At 69.5% G+C, this 17,921-nt stretch carries 21 protein-coding genes and 1 pseudogene; 10 read left to right on the plus strand and 12 right to left on the minus strand.

Annotation, left to right across the window (positions count from 1 at the left end; all coding sequences use genetic code 11):
- The first annotated feature begins 245 nt into the window (after positions 1–245).
- From VE172_RS05085 to VE172_RS05095, 3 genes and pseudogenes are all read left to right on the plus strand, one after another.
- Complete coding sequence (locus tag VE172_RS05085) at positions 246–710, plus strand: cysteine dioxygenase (RefSeq protein ID WP_324798084.1); 465 nt, start codon at positions 246–248, stop codon at positions 708–710.
- Positions 704–1,111, plus strand: a complete 408-nt coding sequence (locus VE172_RS05090; RefSeq protein WP_324798087.1) for a rhodanese-like domain-containing protein — start codon at positions 704–706, stop codon at positions 1,109–1,111. The genes VE172_RS05085 and VE172_RS05090 overlap by 7 nt, the downstream gene beginning before the upstream one ends.
- A 12-nt stretch (positions 1,112–1,123) precedes the next feature.
- Positions 1,124–1,576 (plus strand): annotated as a pseudogene (locus VE172_RS05095) (RrF2 family transcriptional regulator); the annotation flags it as partial.
- On the opposite strand, the gene VE172_RS05100 reads toward VE172_RS05095, so the two are convergent.
- Genes VE172_RS05100 through VE172_RS05110 form a run of 3 tightly spaced genes read right to left on the minus strand, consistent with a single transcriptional unit; the run spans position 1,577 to position 4,228 of the window.
- Positions 1,577–2,446 (minus strand): ABC transporter permease, encoded by an 870-nt coding sequence (locus VE172_RS05100; protein WP_324798089.1) that lies wholly within the window; start codon positions 2,444–2,446, stop codon positions 1,577–1,579. It abuts the pseudogene before it with no gap.
- Entirely contained in the window at positions 2,436–3,185 is a 750-nt protein-coding gene (locus tag VE172_RS05105; RefSeq protein WP_324798092.1) for an ABC transporter ATP-binding protein, read from the minus strand. Before VE172_RS05105 ends, VE172_RS05100 begins: the two co-directional genes overlap by 11 nt.
- Positions 3,182–4,228, minus strand: coding sequence for an ABC transporter substrate-binding protein (locus VE172_RS05110; RefSeq protein WP_324798094.1), 1,047 nt, complete (start codon positions 4,226–4,228; stop codon positions 3,182–3,184). Before VE172_RS05110 ends, VE172_RS05105 begins: the two co-directional genes overlap by 4 nt.
- A 115-nt stretch (positions 4,229–4,343) precedes the next feature.
- On the opposite strand from VE172_RS05110, the gene VE172_RS05115 reads away from it, so the two are divergent.
- The 3 genes from VE172_RS05115 (at position 4,344) to VE172_RS05125 (ending at position 6,417) form a co-directional block, all read left to right on the plus strand.
- Positions 4,344–4,814 carry a GNAT family N-acetyltransferase gene (locus VE172_RS05115; protein WP_324798096.1) on the plus strand — a complete coding sequence of 157 codons (471 nt, stop codon included), beginning with the start codon at positions 4,344–4,346 and terminating at the stop codon, positions 4,812–4,814.
- A 27-nt stretch (positions 4,815–4,841) separates the two neighbouring features.
- A complete protein-coding gene (locus tag VE172_RS05120; protein ID WP_324798099.1) occupies positions 4,842–5,912 on the plus strand; it encodes a mechanosensitive ion channel family protein in 1,071 nt (356 codons plus the stop codon).
- Positions 5,913–6,009: 97 nt separating this feature from the next.
- The gene (locus VE172_RS05125; RefSeq protein ID WP_324798101.1) at positions 6,010–6,417 is read left to right on the plus strand and encodes a VOC family protein; all 408 of its coding nucleotides are present in this window, start codon (positions 6,010–6,012) and stop codon (positions 6,415–6,417) included.
- 46 nt (positions 6,418–6,463) lie between these two features.
- Here VE172_RS05125 and VE172_RS05130 read toward each other — a convergent pair whose 3' ends face one another.
- Genes VE172_RS05130 through VE172_RS05155 form a run of 6 tightly spaced genes read right to left on the minus strand, consistent with a single transcriptional unit; the run spans position 6,464 to position 11,503 of the window.
- On the minus strand, positions 6,464–7,192 hold the full coding sequence (locus VE172_RS05130; RefSeq protein WP_324798103.1) for a hypothetical protein: 729 nt from the start codon (positions 7,190–7,192) through the stop codon (positions 6,464–6,466).
- Positions 7,192–7,914, minus strand: a complete 723-nt coding sequence (locus VE172_RS05135; protein WP_324798106.1) for a fluoroquinolone export ABC transporter permease subunit — start codon at positions 7,912–7,914, stop codon at positions 7,192–7,194. Before VE172_RS05135 ends, VE172_RS05130 begins: the two co-directional genes overlap by 1 nt.
- On the minus strand, positions 7,911–8,780 hold the full coding sequence (locus VE172_RS05140) for an ABC transporter ATP-binding protein (RefSeq protein ID WP_324798108.1): 870 nt from the start codon (positions 8,778–8,780) through the stop codon (positions 7,911–7,913). Before VE172_RS05140 ends, VE172_RS05135 begins: the two co-directional genes overlap by 4 nt.
- Positions 8,781–8,786: 6 nt before the next feature.
- Positions 8,787–9,257, minus strand: coding sequence for a GbsR/MarR family transcriptional regulator (locus VE172_RS05145; RefSeq protein WP_324798111.1), 471 nt, complete (start codon positions 9,255–9,257; stop codon positions 8,787–8,789).
- 43 nt (positions 9,258–9,300) lie between these two features.
- On the minus strand, positions 9,301–9,945 hold the full coding sequence (locus tag VE172_RS05150) for a RibD family protein (protein ID WP_324798114.1): 645 nt from the start codon (positions 9,943–9,945) through the stop codon (positions 9,301–9,303).
- Between the two features lie 10 nt (positions 9,946–9,955).
- The gene (locus VE172_RS05155; RefSeq protein WP_324798116.1) at positions 9,956–11,503 is read right to left on the minus strand and encodes a long-chain-fatty-acid--CoA ligase; all 1,548 of its coding nucleotides are present in this window, start codon (positions 11,501–11,503) and stop codon (positions 9,956–9,958) included.
- 130 nt (positions 11,504–11,633) lie between these two features.
- Between VE172_RS05155 and VE172_RS05160 the strand changes: the two genes are divergently transcribed.
- Genes VE172_RS05160 through VE172_RS05170 form a run of 3 tightly spaced genes read left to right on the plus strand, consistent with a single transcriptional unit; the run spans position 11,634 to position 13,749 of the window.
- On the plus strand, positions 11,634–12,386 hold the full coding sequence (locus VE172_RS05160; protein WP_324798118.1) for a M50 family metallopeptidase: 753 nt from the start codon (positions 11,634–11,636) through the stop codon (positions 12,384–12,386).
- A gap of 39 nt (positions 12,387–12,425) precedes the next feature.
- Complete coding sequence (locus VE172_RS05165) at positions 12,426–13,397, plus strand: magnesium transporter CorA family protein (protein WP_324798120.1); 972 nt, start codon at positions 12,426–12,428, stop codon at positions 13,395–13,397.
- Positions 13,398–13,440: 43 nt separating this feature from the next.
- Positions 13,441–13,749 carry a hypothetical protein gene (locus VE172_RS05170; RefSeq protein WP_324798123.1) on the plus strand — a complete coding sequence of 103 codons (309 nt, stop codon included), beginning with the start codon at positions 13,441–13,443 and terminating at the stop codon, positions 13,747–13,749.
- 16 nt (positions 13,750–13,765) lie between these two features.
- On the opposite strand, the gene VE172_RS05175 is transcribed toward VE172_RS05170, so the two are convergent.
- From VE172_RS05175 to VE172_RS05185, 3 genes are all read right to left on the minus strand, one after another.
- Positions 13,766–15,139, minus strand: coding sequence for a hypothetical protein (locus VE172_RS05175; protein WP_324798126.1), 1,374 nt, complete (start codon positions 15,137–15,139; stop codon positions 13,766–13,768).
- Positions 15,139–15,618, minus strand: coding sequence for a GbsR/MarR family transcriptional regulator (locus tag VE172_RS05180; protein WP_324798129.1), 480 nt, complete (start codon positions 15,616–15,618; stop codon positions 15,139–15,141). Before VE172_RS05180 ends, VE172_RS05175 begins: the two co-directional genes overlap by 1 nt.
- Before the next feature lie 66 nt (positions 15,619–15,684).
- Positions 15,685–16,644, minus strand: coding sequence for a pirin family protein (locus tag VE172_RS05185; protein ID WP_324798131.1), 960 nt, complete (start codon positions 16,642–16,644; stop codon positions 15,685–15,687).
- Between the two features lie 174 nt (positions 16,645–16,818).
- Between VE172_RS05185 and VE172_RS05190 the strand changes: the two genes are divergently transcribed.
- Entirely contained in the window at positions 16,819–17,751 is a 933-nt protein-coding gene (locus VE172_RS05190) for a hypothetical protein (protein WP_324798134.1), read from the plus strand.
- Positions 17,752–17,921: the final 170 nt, after the last annotated feature.

Below are 17,921 nucleotides of genomic sequence, written 5' to 3' on the forward strand. Positions count from 1 at the left end.
TGGAGCGCAGCACCTGGCGCGCCGCCAGGGTGCCGGCCGCTCCGCCGCCGATGACCACCGTGGTCCGCCGTTCCATTCGCGATCTCCCGTCCGGGCTCCGTCACGCCGCAGACAACCTAGCCTCGGCGGCCGCGGGGGCACCGGCGGGTCGCGGTTGCGTGATCCACTAATCTCTCTTTATCCTACTAAACAAGTATGGAAAATAGGCATTACCGCCACGCATACAGCCATAAGGAGATAAGAGAGTGAACGACGTCGATTTTCTGGCGCTGGCCCGCGGCTTCGCGCAGCTGCGCGACGAGTGGCCCGTCCAGCCGCGCTTCGACCCCTGGGAGCGCTGGTACTCCCGCATCGCCGCCTACGACGACCACGAGGTGTGGTTGCTGACCTGGCTGCCGGGCCAGGGCACCGACCTGCACGACCACGGCGGCTCCAGCGGCGCCTTCTTCGTGGTGTCGGGCGCCCTCACCGAGCTCACCCTCGACCGGCCCTCCTCCTCCGCGCGGCCCCGGCTGCGGCCCACCGAACTCGGACCGGGCCACGGCCGCGCGTTCGGCGCCCACCACATTCACCAGGTGCGCAACGAGGGCACCGCGCCCACCATCAGTGTGCACGCCTACGGGCCTAGCCTGAAATCCATGACCCGATACCGGCTGGACGTCGACGGGCTCCAGGTCGACGCGGTGCACACGGCGGGTGCCCAATGGTGAACCCGCCACACGGCTCGCGCGGCATCGACGAGATCCTGGCGGCCGCCCGTGCGCGGCTGCGGCGGCTGACCCCCGCCGCCGCGCACGGCGAGCAGCGCGACGGGGCGGTGCTTGTGGACATTCGCCCGCAGGCGCAACGCGCCGCGGAGGGCGAGATCCCCGGGGCGCTGATCGTGGAGCGCAACGTGCTGGAGTGGCGCTTCGACCCGCGCGGCGACGCCCGCCTCGACATCGCCGACTTCGGCCTGCGCGTGATCGTGTTCTGCCAGGAGGGCTACACCTCCTCGCTGGCGGCGGCGTCCCTTCAGGACCTGGGCCTGTCGCGCGCCACCGATGTGGACGGCGGGCTGGCGGCGTGGCGGGCGGCGGGTCTGCCCACCACCCGATGTTCCGGGCAGTGACAGGATGGAGACATGCAGGTTTCCGCCAAGGGCGACTACGCCGTCCGCGCCGCCATCGCCCTGGCGGCGGCGCATCCCCGCACGGTCGCGGCCCAGGCGCTGGCCGCCGAGCAGGAACTTCCCCGCAAGTTCCTCGAGGCGATCCTGGCCGACCTGCGCCGCGCCGGGGTGGTGCGCGCGGTGCGCGGCGCCGACGGCGGCTACCAGCTCGCCCGTCCGCCCGCCGACATCGCCGTGGGCGACGTGCTGCGGGCCGTGGACGGGCCGCTGGCCGGGGTGCGCGGCCGGCGCCCCGAGGAGATCCACTACGAGGGCTCGGCCGAGCACCTGTCCGAGCTGTGGATCGCGGTGCGCTCGGCGGTGCGCGGCGTCCTGGACGACGTGACCCTGGCGCAGGTGGCCTCGGGGCGGCTTCCCGCGCGGGTCCGCAGGCTCGCGGCGCCGACCGAGGCGTGGCTGCCCCGCTTAGCCCGCGGCCTTCATGCCCCAGCGGCGGCGGATCGCGGAGTCGACGGCGCCGAAGACCAGGTCCACCATGATCCCGATGATCAGGATGATGATCACATAGGACAAAAGCAGCGGGGCGTCGCTGAGCTCGCGGGCGCCCTGGAGGCGCACCCCGATCGACAGCGCGCCGGGCACCACGACCAGCAGCTCGCCCGCCATCAGGCTGCGCCACGCGAACGCCCAGCCCTGCTTGAGTCCCGACACGAACGACGGCAGGCACGCGGGCAGGATCAGGTGGCGATACAGGCCGATCCCCCGCATGCCCAGCACCTGCCCGACGCGCCGCCAGGCCGGTGGCACGTAGTCGATCCCGGCGATGAGTCCATTGGCGACGGACGGCGCGGCGCCCAGCACCACGACGAAGAGGATCGAGCTCTCGCTGAGCTGGAACAGCAGGATCGCCATCGGAAACCACACAATGGACGGCATGGTCTGCAGCCCGGTGATCAGCGAGCCGATCGCCGCTCGCAGCGGCGCGAAGCGGGCCACCGCGGCACCCAGCAGCGTCCCGATCACCACCGCCAGCAGGAATCCGGTGGCGGCCCGCGTCATCGTCAGCGCCACCGAGTCCCAAAAGGACGCCTGCGTGACCTGGTCGACGAGCTCCCTGGCCACCGGCAGCGGGCCGGGCAGCTGATACTCGGGCCGCCAGCCGCTGAGCACCACCGCCTCCCAGGCGCCGATCACCAGGCCGATCGCCAAAAGCTTGGGCCACAGGGACTTCCAGAAGCGGCGGCCCAGCCGGGGCAGGTCGCGGCGGGCGGGCGGGGCCAGCTCCAGCTCGTCCAGTCCCGACACCGTCTGGGTGGCGGCGCTGTCAGCGGGCATGGCGGGACACCTCCCGGCGCAGCCGATCGGTGATGTCGGCGGCCAGCGAGGCCACCTCGGCGGAGTCGATGCGGCGCGGGCGCGGGTGCGGCACCGCGAACTCCTCCAGCACCCGCCCCGGCCGGCTGGACAGCAGCACCACCCGGTCGCCCAGCCGCACCGCCTCGCGGACGTTGTGGGTGACGAACAGGACGGTGAGTGCGCGCTGCCGCCAGATCCGCTCCAGCTCGTCGTGCAGGATGTCGCGGGTCATCGCGTCCAGGGCGCCGAAGGGCTCGTCCATCAGCAACACGTCGGCGTCCTGGGCGAGGGCACGCGCCAGGGCGGTGCGCTGCCGCATGCCGCCGGACAGCTCGTGGGGGCGCTTGCGCGCGAAGGCGCTCAGCCGCACCAGTTCCAGCAGTTCGGCGGAGCGCTCCCGCCGGGCGTCGCGCGCCTCGCCGCGCACCCGCCCGGCCAGCTCCACATTGCCCGCCACCGTCAGCCACGGAAACAGCGCGGGCTCCTGGAACATCAACGACACCCGGTGTTGCCCGATGTCGACGCTGCCCGCGGTGGCCGCGTCGAGCCCGGCCACCAGCGACAGCAGGGTGCTCTTCCCGCAGCCCGAGGCTCCCAGCAGACACACGAACTCGCCGCCGCGCGCGTCCAGGTCGACCCGGTCCAGGGCCTGGACCGCGTCGGGGCCGCGTCCGTACGTTTTGGACACGCCGTCCAGCCGCACCGCGGCGGTCGTCATGTCCCCAACTTCCCGGCGCTGACGGTGGGGTCGCCGTCTGCCTTCAGCAGGGTGTTGAGCGGGCCGAGGTCGTAGATTCCCTTGAGGTTCACCGGGTCCAGCAGCCCGACGTCCTGGGCGTGCTTCGCGCTGGCCTTCAGGGACGACGCGATCGGGTCGACGGTGAACGTGAGGTTCGCGAAGGACGACTTCAGCACCTTGTCGGACAGGGGTTTGCCCGACAGCTTCTCCAGCTGCCGGTTGACGGCGGCGCGGGCGCCGCCCGGCGAGTCGTCGATGTAGTCGACGGCCCTGATGTGTCCCTTGAGGAGCTTTTTCACCAGGTCGGGGTGTTCGGTGAGGAATTCGCTGCGCACCACCAGGTGTGTGGTGACGAAGTCGCCGTGCGGCCACAGGTCCTTCTCGTTGAGCATCAGTCTTCCGCCGCCGTCGCTCACCAGCCGCGACAGGTACGGCTCGGGCACCCACGCGCCGTCCACGGCACCGGAGGAGAAGGCGTTGGCGACGTCGGCGTTGTCGGTGGGCACCACCGACACGTCCCCGCCCTTGTCGCTGGTGGTCTTGTAGCCGTGCTGCTTGAGCCAGTACCGCAGCGCGACGTCCTGGGTGTTGCCCAGCTGCGGGGTGGCGATCTTCTTGCCGCGCAGGTCCTTCACGGAGTCGATTCCCTGGCGCACCACCAGCCCGGCGCCGCCGGAGGTGGCACCGGCGACGATGCGCAGCGCCTGGCCCTTCGACTTGGCCCAGCCGTTGATGGCGGGGTTAGGTCCGATGTAGGTGGCGTCCACGGCGCCGGAGAACAGCGCCTCCATGGCGGCGGGGCCGGCGTTGAAGGTGGAGGGCTTGAGCTTCACGTCCTTGCCGAGGGCGTCGGCGAAGAATCCCTTCTCGACGCCCACCAGGGCGGGGGCGTGGGTGACGTTGGGGAAGTAGCCCAGCTTCAGGGTCTTTCCGTCGTCGGTACCACCGCACGAGGCCAGGGCGGGGATCGCGAGGGCCAGGGCGGCGGCGAGGGCCAGCAGGCGGGGCCATCTCGGTGTCATGGGGCGTTCCCTTCGGGGCATTCCTACTAATTCGATCAAGATTATAGTATTGATCGGGCGGACGGAGATTCCGTCCTGTTGGGGCGACGTCGCATACGGCGGCTAGAGTGCGCGCGTGATTCAGGTACGCCGAGCCACCGGCTCCGACATCGAAGAACTCATCAGGCTGCGCAAACTCATGCACGAATCGATGAAGTCCCCCGGCCTGGACTCCCCCGGATGGAAACGCGCCGCCACCGACATGCTGCGCGAGGAACTCGCCGCCCGCCGCCCCACCCTGGCGGCCTTCGTGATCGACGGCGGCGACGGCGGGCTGGCCGCCTGCGCCACCGGCATCATCCACCGGCGGGTACCCAGCCCCACCAACCCGGGCGGCCGGGTCGGTTACGTGTTCAACGTGTCCACCGACCCGGGGTACCGCCGCCGGGGCTACTCGCGGGCCTGCATGGAGAGCCTGCTGGGCTGGTTCCGCAAGCGCCAGGTGCCCCGGATCGACCTGCGCGCCTCCGCCGACGGCGAACCGCTGTACGCCTCCCTGGGATTCGTGCGCACCGGCGATCCGAGCATGGTGCTGAATCTGGCCTGAGCAGCCGATTCTGGCTACGGTGGCAGTGTGAACAACATCGCCCCGGCGTTGCTGGTGCCCGCGGTGGCGGCAGCAGCGGTGCTGATCACCATCGCGGCGCGCCTCACCCTGCGCATCGTGCTGCGCCGCTCCCCCAAGGCGCTCAACGCCCTGTCCCGGCTGTACCGCCCCACGCAGGCGCTGGTCGCCCTGGCCACGGCGCGCGGCGCCATGGAGCTCGTCGCCGGGGTTCGTTGGTACGAAACGGTTTCCCATGCCCTGCTGTTGCTGTGCATCGCCGCGGCGGCCTGGCTGGGCACCCGGCTGGCGGCCCTGACCCGGCAGACGGTGGAGCGCCGTTACCTCACCGACGACGAGACCGACAACCACGCCCGGCTGCGCCGCACCCAGGTCACCGTCATCTACCGGGCGGGCTACGCCGCGATCTGGTTGGTGGCCGTCGGCATCATGTTCCTCACCTTCCCCGGCGCCCGCGCCCTGGGCGCGAGCCTGCTCGCCTCGGCGGGGGTGGCCGGGGTGATCGTCGGTCTGGCCGCCCAGGCGATGCTGAAGAATCTGTTCGCCGGGCTGAACCTCGCCTTCGGCGACGCGCTGCGGCTGGGCGACATCGTCGAGGTGGAGGGCGAGTGGGGCCACATCGAGGACATCGCCCTGTCCTATGTGGTGGTGAAGCTCTGGGACGAGCGCAGGCTCATCCTTCCCACCTCGTACTTCAGCACCAACCCCTTCCGCAACTGGAGCCGCGACACCCCCGCGATCACCGGCAAGATCGAGCTCGACGTGGACTGGCGGCTGCCCGTGGATCAGGCGCGCCGCGAGCTGTCGCGCATCGTCGAGGTGAGCCCGTTCTGGGACGGGCGCAAGTGCGGGCTGGTGGTCTCCGACGCCACCGGTCCCCTGAAGCGGTTGCGGCTGGTGGTCACGGCGTCCAATGCCGACAAGCTGTGGGAGCTGCGCTGCGAGGTGCGCGAGGGCATGATCGACTGGATCACCCGGCACCATCCGCACTGCATGCCGCAGCTGAAGGTCGAGACCACCGCCGACGGCAGCCAGCCCCACATCACCGCGATCCTGCCGATGCAGGGCGGATCCGGCTAAGGTTTTTCGCCGCTACCGATGAGTTCGGCCCCCGAACGCCGTCTACCCCGATACAACGAAGGCGAAAGCCAACCACGGAGCACAGGAGACCACAGCGATGACCACCATGATCTTTCCGAATCTGCCGGTGAAGGACCTGGACGCGGCCAAGAAGTTCTACACCGCGCTCGGCTACAAGGTCAACCAGCAGTTCACCGACGACAACGCCTCCGCGATCGTCGTGTCCGACGCCATCGTCATCATGCTGATGCGCGAGGAGTTCTTCAACACCTTCGACAGCCGCACCATCGCCGACACGTCCACGACCGTGGAGTCGCTTCACGCCCTGGGCGTCGACAGCCGCGAGGACGTCGACCGGCTGATCGCCGACGCCGGTGCCGCCGGCGGCTCCATCGTCAAGCGGCCCGAGGCCCAGGGCCCGATGTACGGCGGCTCCTTCAAGGACCTGGACGGCCACCACTGGGAGGTCATGCACATGGACCCCAGCGCCGTCGAGCCCTACTAGAAGGCCCGGGTCCGCCGGACCGGTCCGGTCCGGCGGACCCACCGGCTCACGTGCGTTGCCGCGCCAGGCGCCGCGTCAGCAGCCAGCCCACGACGCCGCTGTAGGCGATTCCCGCGATCGCGTACGGCCAGGGATTCCCGCCGTCCATCGCCACCCAGAACGCCTTGGCACACCAATAGGACGGCAGCACTCCGAACAGGAGTTGACCCGGCATGTCGACGAACCACGGAATGATCGGCAGCCCGAAGATCAGCAGGCCGGCGGCGCGGAAGATCGCCAGCCCCTCGACCTTGTTGCGCGCCACCGCCCCGAACAGCAGCGCCAGCATGGTGGCCATCGCCGCCGCGGCCAACACGGCCGGGACCGCGCGGGCCAGCTGCGCGGGGGCGACCCGTTGGCCCAGCGCCAGTGCCGCCAGCTCGAAGACCACCGCGACGACGAACAGCACCACCGTGCGGTAGATCGGATAGCTGGACGGGGGCGCGGGGGTCACCCGCAGCGCCGCCAGGGTGCGCTGGTCCTTGTCCTCCAACAGGATCAGGCCGCCCACCGACCCGAGGACCGCGGCGGGCCCGAGGACCTGGAACAGGCTGACCGCCAGCGGGTAATAGGGCACCAGGTCGAAGCCGTAGCGGTCGCGCAGGAAGCGCGACAGCGGCGGCAGCAGCCACATCATCAGCGAGTACAGGAACGGTCCGAAGACCACGCCGATCATGAGCTTGTCGCGGACGATGGTGCGCAGGTCGTTGCGGGCGTAGGCGGCGACGACGCTCATCACGCGCCCCCTTCGCCGCGCACGACGTAACGGTCGAACGTCTTGCGCGCCAACAGGTACAGGCCCGCGATCCAGGCGAGCTGGTAGGCGACGGCGTAGGCGTACTGCCAGGGTTCCAGACTCAACTGTCCGAACGCGACGCCGAGCAGCTGCGTCGTCCCCAGCGTGGGGATCGCGTACATGGCGGGGTGGTGCCACAGCCCCGAGTAGTGCAGCAGCGGGACGTTGAGCAGTGCGATCACCGCCGTGGAGGGGATCAACCAGTCGCTGATCGAGCGAAACGGCGTGGCCGATATGAAGCCCGCCAACAGGAACAGCACCGCGCACAGGATGGTCCCGACCAGCATGGGAAGCGGCGAGAAGTCAAACCCCACCGCGGTGAACGTGACGAGCAGGCTCAGCGCCAGGGCCAGCGCCGTCAGGGTCGCGACCTTGCCCGCGAGGTACTCGCCGAAGCGAAGGGGGCTGGTCAGCACGGCGAACAGGGTGCGTTCGCCGCGTTCGAAGAACACCGCGCCCGCGACGAAGAAGTACCCGACGATGCCCAGGTCGCCGAAGATCAGATACGGCAGTGCGGCCGGGCGCGGGCCGGGCGGGATCAGCCGCACGATCACCTCCCAGAACACCGCGGAGAACGCCGCGGCGTAAAAGAACCCGTACCTCCATTGCAGACGGATGTCGAGCCGCAGCGCGGCCGCCGCGCGGGCCGCCAACGCGCTCATCGCAGCCTCCGCCCGGTGACGTCGATGAACACGTCCTCCAGATCGGCCTCCTGGCTGTGGACGGCCTCGACGTGGCCGTCGCGCAGCAACGCGGCGAAGGCGGGGTCGTCGGCCAGGTCGTCCATGCCGAAGTCCTTGGTGCGCAGGGTCGCGTCGCCGTCGGCGCGGTAGGTGACCCGGACGGTGCGCCGGCCGCGGCGCAGCTTGTGTTCGCTGGGTGTGTCGAGCGCGGCGATGGAACCGTCCACCATGAACGCCACCCGGTCGCACAGCTGATCGGCGGTGGCCATGTCGTGGGTGGTGAGGAAGACGGTGCGGCCGGAGTCGCGCAGTTCGCGGACGATGTCCTTGATGATGCGGGCGTTGGCCGGGTCCATTCCGGAGGTGGGTTCGTCCAGGAAGAGCAGCAGCGGCTGGTGCAGCAGGGCGCGCACGAAGACCAGGCGCATCTGCATTCCCTTGGAGTACTTGGCGACCCGGGTGTGGGCGGCCTCGGCCAGCCCGACGCGTTCCAGCAGGGACATCGGGTCCAGGGTGGGGCCGTCGTACAGCGAGGCGAAGAACTCCAGGTTCTCCAGGCCGGTGAGCTTCAGGTAGTGGTTGGGCAGCTCGAAGGAGACGCCGATGCGTTGGTAGTACTCGGATTTCCATTCGGCGGGGTCCCTGCCCCACACCTCGACCCGGCCGTCGTGGCCGTCGAGCAGCCCGGTGAGGATCTTCTGGGTGGTGGACTTCCCGGCGCCGGACGGACCGAGGAAGCCGAGGACCTCGCCGGTGTCGACGGTGAAGCTGATGCCGCGCACCGCCGGTTCGATCGACTTCGGGTAGGTGAAGGTGAGACCGTCAATGTCGATGACGTGGCTCATGGGCTCTCATTTCCTTTGACGTTCGTGCCACAGGGTTTCGATGCGGGCGTACTGCTCGGCGAGGAACGCGTAGCTGTCGCGCATCTCGCGCAGCCGATCGCGGGAGTCGGCGGGACGGTCGGCCATCAGTTCCAGGCCGCGCTCGGCCAGCTTGGTCCACTGCGCCGCGGCCCTGGCCTTCTCGCCCGCCTCGTTGAGCCAGAAGCCCGGCGTCATGTGGTAGTAGGTGCGGCGCGAACCCGCGGCGGGGTGTCGCTCCACCACGCCCGCGGAGGTGAGCATCTTCAGCGCCATCGAGATCGAGCCGCGGCTGACGCTCAGGGCCCCGGCCAGTTCCTCGGCCGATTGATGCGGGGGTTCGCACACCAGCAGCCAGCCGAGGATTCGTCCCGGGATGCGCGGCAGGCCCCACTGTTCGAAGTAGAGGCCGACCTCGTCGGCGTAGTCGTGTCGTCGGGTGCGTTCGTTTGCGGCCACCGCCGAACAATACCATTAGAACTTTCAGAAATCATTGAAAGTTCTAAAATCTCCTGAGATAGCGCAGCAGCACCACGTCGCCCATCGCGCGGGTCTCGGCCAGCCGCAGCCGAACGTCCGGAAATGATCCACTGTTGACAAAGCGTGGCGCCTTCTCGTCGCCCACAAAGAAGGGCGCGATCACGACGTGCAACTCGTCCGCCAGGCCCCCGGCCAGGAAGCGGGTGAAGACGCCGGTGCCGCCCTCCACCAGCAGCCGCCCGATTCCCCGCCCCGCCAGGTCGCGCAGCACAGTCGGCAGGCCGATCGGCTCCCCCGCGTCGACCACCGTCGCCAGGCCGCGCAGCCGCCGCGCCGCCGCGGACACGGCCCTCGAGGAGACGTAGACCAGCTTGTCGGCGTCCCCGAACCTGAAGAACCGCGCGTTCGGGTCCAGGTCGCCGCCTGCCGACAGCGCCACCTTCGTCGGCGAGACGTCGGCGGTGGGGCGGACGACCAGACGGGGGTCGTCGGCGCGGACCGTGCCGCCCCCCACCAGGATGGCTCCGCAACCGGCCCGCAGCGCGTCGACCCGCGCGAAATCCTCCTCGTTGGACAGCAGGAGGCGCCGCTCGCCGGCGTTGTCGATGCGCCCGTCCAGCGACATGGCCACCGACAACACGACGTACGGTCTTTCGGCGTGACTCACGCCCGCCAGGCTATCCGTCCTTGAGTTCGCGTTTCAGGATCTTGCCGCTGGCGGTCATGGGCAGGCTGTCGCGGAACTCGACCCCGCGGGGGTATTTGTAGGCGGCCATGTTCTCGCGGGCCCAGGCGATCAGTTCCTCGGCCGACACGTCGACGCCCGACTCGCGGATCACGAACGCCTTGATCTCCTCGCCGTGGGTCTCGTGCGGCACGCCCACCACGGCGGCCAGGCTGACGCCCGGGTGGGTCATGAGGACCTCCTCGACCTCGCGCGGGTACACGTTGAGCCCGTTGCGGATGATCATGTCCTTGAGGCGGTCGACCACGAAGATGTAGCCGTCGGCGTCCTGGGTGCCGATGTCCCCGGTGTGGAACCAGCCGTCGGCGTCCAGGATCTCGGCGGTCTCGGCGGGGCGGCCCAGGTAGCCCTTCATGACGTGGTGGCCGCGCACCACGATCTCGCCGGGTTCGTCGACGTCGGCGGCGCTGCCGTCCTCGCGGACGATCTTGGCCCGGGTTCCCCAGACCTCCTTGCCGATCGAGCCGGGGCGGCGCGGGATGTCGAGGCGGTTGAAGGTCGCCACGGGGCTGGTCTCGGACAGTCCGTAGCCCTCCAGGATCGGCACGCCGAAGCGCTTTTCGAAGCCCCGCAACACCTCCAGCGGCAGCGCCGATCCCCCCGACACGGCCACGCGCAGGTTGGCGGCGATGGCGGCCAGGTCGTGCTCGCCCTGGTGGTGCAGCAGCGCCCAGTACATCGTGGGCACCCCGGCGAAGACCGTGACGTTTTCGCGTTCCATGAGGGACAGCACGGCGTCGGGATCGAAGCGCGGCACCAGCACCAGGGTGGTGCCGTTGGCGAAGCCCGAGGTGAGCTGGACGACCTGGCCGAAGACGTGGAACAGCGGCAGAGTCACCAGCGCGATCTCGTCCGGCGTGGCGCGAAACATCCGGTTGTTGAGCAGGGAGTTTTGGACGATGTTGCTGTGGGTCAGCTCGGCGCCCTTGGGCTGCCCTGTGGTGCCGCTGGTGTACAGCACCACGGCGGTGTCGGTTTCGGAGGTCGGCGCCGACTCGTACGCCGGGGACTGACCGGCGGTGAACTCCGCGAGCGTCGGCACACCCGGCCGCGGGGAGGCCCCGCCGGGGTCGGCGGTGAGCATGACGAAGTGTTCGCAGCCGCCGACCTGGTCGAAGGCGTCGAAACCCCGGCGCCCCATGGGAAGTTCCTCGGTGCCCTCGAAGCAGAAGAAGGCCGTGGCCCGCGAGTCGGTCAGGAAGTAGGCGATCTCGCGGGTGGTCATCAAGACGTTGAGCGGCACGACCGTGGCACCCGTCTTGAGGACGCCGAAGTAGACGATCGGGAAGTACGGCAGGTTCGGCGACATCAGCGCCACCTTGTCCCCGTGGCCGATCCCCTTGGCGTTCAAGGCGTTGGCGACCTGATTGGACGCGGCGTCGACCTGCGCGTAGGTCAGGCGGGTGTCGCCGAGGATCACCGCCTCGTGATCGGGCTTGGCGCGCGCCGAATCCTCCAACACCATCGCGAGATTGAGCATGGCTGACCTCCTGACCTTCGGGGTACGGCCCCATCATGGCAGCTTTTGGGGATCTGCGTCACAACGCCGGTCGGTACCGTGGGTGTGACCCCGCAAGCGGCGACGAGGCACAAAGGACCAGACGATCCCGATGACCGAACCCCTGGCGAACCCCGCGACGAGCCCGTCGCCCCAACGGCCACAGCTGGTGCCCCGGCTGTCGTTGATCGCCGCGGCGCTGGTGATCCTCGTCGTGTGGCACGCGTTCCCGTGGGGCCCGGAGGTGCTGTATCCGTTCACGCTGTTCAGCACCTGGGTGCACGAGACGGGCCACGGCCTCACGGCCCTGGCGTCGGGCGGCGTGTTCGATCGGCTGCTGATCTTCCCCGACGCCTCGGGCCTGGCGTACACCGCCGCGCCCCCGGGCGCCGCGGCGGCGGTGAGTCTCGGCGGGCTGCTGGCGCCGCCCGTCGCCGCGGCCGTGATGCTGTGGATCGCCCGCACGCCCCACCGGGCCCAGTTCGTGCTCATGTCGCTGTCGGCCCTGATCATCCTGTCCCTGGTGCTGTGGACCCGCAGCCTCACCGGGTGGATCACCATGCCGCTGTTGGCGGTGGCGTTCGTCGTGGTGGCGTGGGTCGGCGGCCGGGTCGCGTTGATCAGCGCCCAGTTCGTGGCCCTGATGCTGGTGCTGATGACCGTGACCCGGATGGACTACCTGTTCATGGGCAGCGCCGTGGTCGGCGGCAGGCGCCAGACCTCGGACATCGGCAACGTCGCCGACCAGCTCGGCGGCTCGTACCTGGTCTGGGGCTTCCTGACCGCCGCGGTCTCGGTCGTGCTGTGCCTGGCCGGGCTGTGGGCGGCGTGGCGCGGCGACCGGCGATCCCCCATTCGGTCATAAGACCCCGCGCGTCACCGGGGGTCGCTAGGGTGCCCGGGTATGGCGCGCACTCGCCTTTACCGCAACGGGACGTTGGCCGCGGAGGACTTCCCCGCCGACGAGGTGGCCGACCGGCTGGCCGAACCCGACACCCTGGTGTGGGTCAACATGTCGTCCCCCGACGAGGACGACCTGGCCACCATCGCCCGGCAACTGAACCTGCACCGCCTGGCCGTGGAGGACGCCGTCCACGAACACCAACGCCCCAAACTGGACCGATACGACTCGCACCTGTTCATGACCGCCTACGCGGTGCGGGTGCACGCCGACACCGACCTGTTGACCGCCGGCGAGGTGGCGGCGTTCATGACCCCGCGCGCCCTGGTCACCGTCACCAAGGACGACGGCTTCGAGGTCGAGCGGCTGGTGTCGCGGTGGGATTCCACGGCCGACGGGGCGGCGAGCGGCATCGGTTATCTGGTGTACGGGCTGCTGGACTACATCGTGGACTCCCACGTCGACGCGGCCCAGGAGCTGAGCGAGAAGACCGAGGCCCTGGAGGACGCGGTCTTCGAGGAACGCGGCGGCTACACCGACATCCAACGCCGGTCGCTGCGGCTGCATCGCAGCATCGCGCTGCTGCGGCGGGTCGTGCAACCCATGGGCGACATCGTCAACGCCATGATCCGACTCGACTTCGAGGGGGCCGACGCGCGGCTGCGACCGTACTTTCAGGACATTCGCGACCACGTCCTGCGTACCGCCGAGCTCACCGATTCCCTGCGGGACCTGCTGGCCAACATCCGCGAGACCCAACTCACCTTGCAGGGCAATCGGCTCAACGAGATCATGAAGAAGGTGACCAGCTGGGCGGCGATCATCGCCATCCCCACCGCCATCACCGGCTTCTATGGCCAGAACCTGCCGTATCCGGGTTTCGCGCAGCCGTGGGGGTTCTGGTTCTCCAGCGCCGTCATCGTCGCGGCCTCGAGCGCGCTGTACCTGCTGTTCAAGCGCCGCGATTGGCTGTGAGCCTTACAAAGTCCACAATGTTCTCATGGAAGGAGCGACGGCCATGGCCACAAGGGACGACCGCACCGAGGGCTACTCGGCGGGCGAGGAAGGCGAACTGGAGTTCGTCAACGACGACGAGGAATCCGACGAGCAGTTGGAGGACGAGATCCTCCAGGCCGACGGCTACCGGGAGGCGGGCCGCTTCGGCACCACCGCGGCCGAGGAGCGCCGCGGCGAGCCGCTGTCCCAACGTCTGTCCGAAGAGGAGCCCGACGTGCTGGACCTGGACCGCGACGCGACCGACGCCAGGCGCGGCAACCGGCTCGGGCCCGAGTCCGCCGCGGTCCACCCGATCGACGACGACGAGTGAGACCGCGGCTTCGCCGTCAGGGCAACGGAACCACGGTGCGGAACTTGCCGCCGCCGCTTTGGCGCGGTGGTTCGTCGTCGGGTTCGACGCGGACGTTGGACAGGTCGTGCTCGGCGAGGATCTTGGCGAGCTCGTCGCACACCGACGCCCCCACCGCCGCGGCGTCGCGTCCGTCCACGGTCAGCAGGCGGACCCGCAGAACCTCGGGCGCGGCCTGAACGATCTGGAACAGCTCGATTCCGCCGACGCGCTCGACCGCGGTCTCCAACAGCAGCGGCACGATGTCGACGCTTCGGCCGTCCGCGGTCGGGAAGGTCAGCACCGACGAGGCCCGCCCGCGCACCTTCACGGCCATGAACGGGCTGCCGCACGCGCACGGGCCGGGACGCTGGATGACGCTGTCGCCCAGGTCGTAACGCAGGATCGGCTGCTCCCTTTTGAACAGCGTGCTGAGCAGCACCGTGTGGGACAGCTCGCCCGGCGGGGTGGGGCTGTGGTCGGCGTCGACGGGCTCGAAGATCACCCAGTCCTCGTTGATGTGATACCAGCCCTCCCCACATTGGTACGACAGCACCACGCACTCGTTGCAGCCGTAGCTGCTCGACACCTGGCACCCGAAGGCCCGCGCGATGCGCTCGTATTCCTTGTCGGGCAGGCCCTCTCCCTGCAGGGCGACCCGCACCGGGGCGATGCGCAGCCGCCCCGCCTCCTGTTCGCCCGCCAGCAGCAGCCCCACCGAGGCGTAGGTCTCCAGGATCGCCGGGCGGAACGCGTTGAGCTCGGACACCAGCGTCGGGATCGGCGACTGCACCGACAGCAGGCGCACCATCTTGGCGCGCCGCTTGCTGTTTCGCCGCGCCGACATCTCGGCGGCGGCCGCGGCGAAGTGCCCGCCGGTGCCGGCGATCTTGACCGACCGACCGCCCCGGGCCATGAGCTTCAGGATCGTGCCGAATCCGAATCCGCCCGATCCCCGCAGCGCCCGGTCGGCGACCAGGGCGGTGGCCGTGGCCAGCGTGTTGTCGTCGTGGATGAAGATGCCCATGTTCCCGGTCGTCCCCGACGTCGTGGTCACCAGGTACTTGTCGAGGAACTTGGCGCCGACCAGGGCGGCGTCCGATGTGAACGCCCGCGCCTTGTCCAGGGTGACGTCGGGATCGGTTGTCCAGTCGTCGAAGCGGGCCATCAGGGCGCGCTTGTCGGTGACCGGCAGCAGCCCGGGGTCCTCCACCCGGGACGGCAGGTCCGCGTACAGCTCGCGGTAGTAGGGCGACGCGGCGCGGGCGTGCGCCACCGCGTCGGCGAGCCGTTCGCGTTGCCGCCGTTGGACCTCGTCGCGTCCGCGCCTCCGCGTCCTGCGTGCGTCTCGCCAGATCCCGAACGCGCCCATCACCGCTCACCGTCCTGGTCTCGTTTCCATTCCAGCCAACGATCCCACAGTGGACCGGCCTCATTGGACAGGAATTCGTACAACTCGTACGCCTCGCGCACCCGCGCGGCCCGGGGCGAGTCCTCGCCGAGGATCTCCATGCCACCGCGCGCCAGGTCGGCGAAGCGCTTCAGCTCGGACATCTGCTGCCGCCAGCTGGTCGCCCACGCCTCGTCGGTGAGCCGGTAGTAGGTGGTGCGATCGCCGGGCCGCACGACCGCGCGCGCCAGGCCGCTGGTGGTCAGCACCCGCAGGGTGCTGGTCAGCGACGCCCGGCTCGCCCCCACCGCCTCGGCGATCCGCGCGGGCGATTGCTCCTGGGGGTCGCACACCATCAGCCAGGCCAGGCTGCGCGCCATGATCGGCGGCCAGCCCTTGGACACGAAGTGGCTGGTGGCGTCCTCCATCCAGCCGGCGAGTTCCTCTTCGACATCGTTCATTCTTCAGATTATAGTCGCCACTAAAATCTAAAGACAACGGGGGCGCGCCGGAGGGGAATTCGATGCTCAGCCCCGGGGACGCAGCCGGATGTGCGGCAGCTCGGGTGCGGGCAGCGTGGTCGTCCACTCCGACGGCAACGGCCCGTACCGCCCCGCCTCGGCGCCCGCCCCGCGCGCGGCCTGCCACTCGTCGCGAAACGCCGCGATCTCGTCGTGGTCGCGGCCGACGAAGTTCCACCACATGACGATCCGCTCCCCCAGCGGCCGTCCGCCCAGCAACAGGACGCGGCAGCCCGCCGCCGTGCGCAGCGACAGCCGCCGCGAGCCCGGCGGCTGATACACCATCTGGCCGGGTGCGGCGCTCATCCCGCCCAGGCTCGCGTCCCCCGTGTCGACCAGCAGCCCGTGCTCGAACGACGCGTCGACCTCCAGCTCCGCCTCGCCGGGCGGCATCGTCAGCTCGGCCCCCAGCAACGGCGTGAACGTCTCCACCGGCGACGACTCCCCCAACAACTTCCCCAGGAACACCCGCGCGCCGATCCCCTCGTGCTCGAGCCTGGCCGGCGCGTAGCTGGTGAACCCGGGCGCGGTGAAGCGATCGGCGTCGGGCAGCGCGACCCACAGCTGCGCACCGTGCAGCCGCCGGGTATCCGGTGTGGAGTATTCGGAGTGCGCGATCCCCGCCCCGGCCGTCATCAGGTTGAGTTCGCCGGGACGCACCATCGCGTGGTTCCCCGCGGTGTCCCGGTGCTCGACCTCGCCCTCGAACAGCCACGACACGGTCTGCAGCCCGGTGTGCGGATGCCCGTCGACGCGCATGCCACCCGAGGCGGCGACGTCGTCGGGCCCGTAATGATCCACAAAGCACCACGCACCGATCAGGGAGCGGGCGCGCTGCGGCAGCGTCCGGCGCACCGTCATGGCGCGCGGTCCGCCCAGCGGAACCTCGCGGGGCTCGATGATCCGCGGCCCCCCGTCGCCGCCGCGACAGGCCACTTCGGAGGGAGCGACTTCCTGATTGCTCACCGGTCACCTCACCATCGAACGAGCCCCCGGATGGAGCTCAAACCATCAGCTTGCCGCACAACGGTCGCACACCGGGCCCGACGGCGAAACCGCTGACGCATGAGCGACACGGTTCGGCCAACACCCCGCCGCGGCGCGTCACACCCGGTATCCCGACATGGAAGAGGAATCCCGATGCGCGCGAACCGAAAGCGACCGCTGTTGATCGCCGGGGTGGTGGCGATCGTGATCGTCATCGTCGGCGCAGTGGCGTGGTGGGCGATCGCCAATCGGCTGACGGTGGAGTTGAACGTCCACGCGATCACCGAGGACTCCCTGTCCACCGCCGAGGTGGCGCCGATCGTCACCAACCATTCCGGCAGGAAGCTCAACGACGCGAAGCTCACCGTGTCGCTGGAGGTCATCGGCGACACTCCGCAGAAGGTTTACCTCGCGGAGGACCCGTCGTGCGACGAGGACACGGACGGCGATGCCGCGAAGGCGAAGGCGTGCGAGGCGGAACAGAAACGCCACCTGCGGGTCGCCAAGGACCACAAGAGCGCGACATTCACCGAGGACCTGCCCTCCGGAAGCCACCGGCTCAGCCGCTCGCTGCACATCACGATGGACGACACCGCCGACGCGCTTGACAACATCGCCCGACCGCACCACCACCCCACGCTGCGGCTCCGCGCCGAGCTGCGCGCGGGAGACGCGCGGGCCTCCCGGGACCAGGATCTGCGCGTCAAACCCAACCCGAAACTCCACCGATTCACCACGACGTTCCCGAAGACGGTGCGCGACAAGATGCCGTTGGACGTCGACTTCACCCTCACCTTCACCAACCACACCGGCGGACCCATCGACGGCGGCATTCTCGGCATGTCGAACATCAGCGGCGGTTCGGTGGAGTCCTCAAGCCACGCCTGCGGCCGCGTCAACGACGACAAGTCCTATGTCGAGTGCCGGGTTGAGGCGCACGACGGCGAAGCGGTGACGTTCAGGTTCTCGATGCACGCCGACACGGTCGACCACGGTTTCAGTGCGCACGTCCGAGTGGACGCGGACCGTTGCTCGCAGCTATGCGCCGAGGCTAATCTGGAGGCGAAGGTGGCGTCCGCGAGATGAGCGCTTCGGCCGGCCGCGGCAGGACATAAAAAAGCTCCCCGAATTGGACTCGAACCAATAACCTGCCGGTCAACAGTCCCATGCCGGGCTTATATGCAGGCGTTTTACGTACCTTAGCATTGATGTTTAGGCATGTCACGTGCATCATGGCACGCGTGGGCATCTGATGT

Source organism: Stackebrandtia sp., from assembly GCF_035643755.1.
In the GTDB taxonomy this organism is placed as follows: Bacteria; Actinomycetota; Actinomycetes; order Mycobacteriales; family Micromonosporaceae; genus Stackebrandtia.

Coding starts and splice junctions, on each gene's coding strand:
- VE172_RS05190 (WP_324798134.1), top strand. CDS start 16,819: ATGCGCGCGAACCGAAAGCGACCGCTGTTGATCGCCGGGGTGGTGGCG.
- VE172_RS05110 (WP_324798094.1), bottom strand. CDS start 4,228: ATGACACCGAGATGGCCCCGCCTGCTGGCCCTCGCCGCCGCCCTGGCC.
- VE172_RS05105 (WP_324798092.1), bottom strand. CDS start 3,185: ATGACGACCGCCGCGGTGCGGCTGGACGGCGTGTCCAAAACGTACGGA.
- VE172_RS05090 (WP_324798087.1), top strand. CDS start 704: ATGGTGAACCCGCCACACGGCTCGCGCGGCATCGACGAGATCCTGGCG.
- VE172_RS05100 (WP_324798089.1), bottom strand. CDS start 2,446: ATGCCCGCTGACAGCGCCGCCACCCAGACGGTGTCGGGACTGGACGAG.
- VE172_RS05130 (WP_324798103.1), bottom strand. CDS start 7,192: ATGAGCGTCGTCGCCGCCTACGCCCGCAACGACCTGCGCACCATCGTC.
- VE172_RS05175 (WP_324798126.1), bottom strand. CDS start 15,139: ATGGGCGCGTTCGGGATCTGGCGAGACGCACGCAGGACGCGGAGGCGC.
- VE172_RS05155 (WP_324798116.1), bottom strand. CDS start 11,503: ATGCTCAATCTCGCGATGGTGTTGGAGGATTCGGCGCGCGCCAAGCCC.
- VE172_RS05170 (WP_324798123.1), top strand. CDS start 13,441: ATGGCCACAAGGGACGACCGCACCGAGGGCTACTCGGCGGGCGAGGAA.
- VE172_RS05135 (WP_324798106.1), bottom strand. CDS start 7,914: ATGAGCGCGTTGGCGGCCCGCGCGGCGGCCGCGCTGCGGCTCGACATC.
- VE172_RS05180 (WP_324798129.1), bottom strand. CDS start 15,618: ATGAACGATGTCGAAGAGGAACTCGCCGGCTGGATGGAGGACGCCACC.
- VE172_RS05140 (WP_324798108.1), bottom strand. CDS start 8,780: ATGAGCCACGTCATCGACATTGACGGTCTCACCTTCACCTACCCGAAG.
- VE172_RS05125 (WP_324798101.1), top strand. CDS start 6,010: ATGACCACCATGATCTTTCCGAATCTGCCGGTGAAGGACCTGGACGCG.
- VE172_RS05160 (WP_324798118.1), top strand. CDS start 11,634: ATGACCGAACCCCTGGCGAACCCCGCGACGAGCCCGTCGCCCCAACGG.
- VE172_RS05165 (WP_324798120.1), top strand. CDS start 12,426: ATGGCGCGCACTCGCCTTTACCGCAACGGGACGTTGGCCGCGGAGGAC.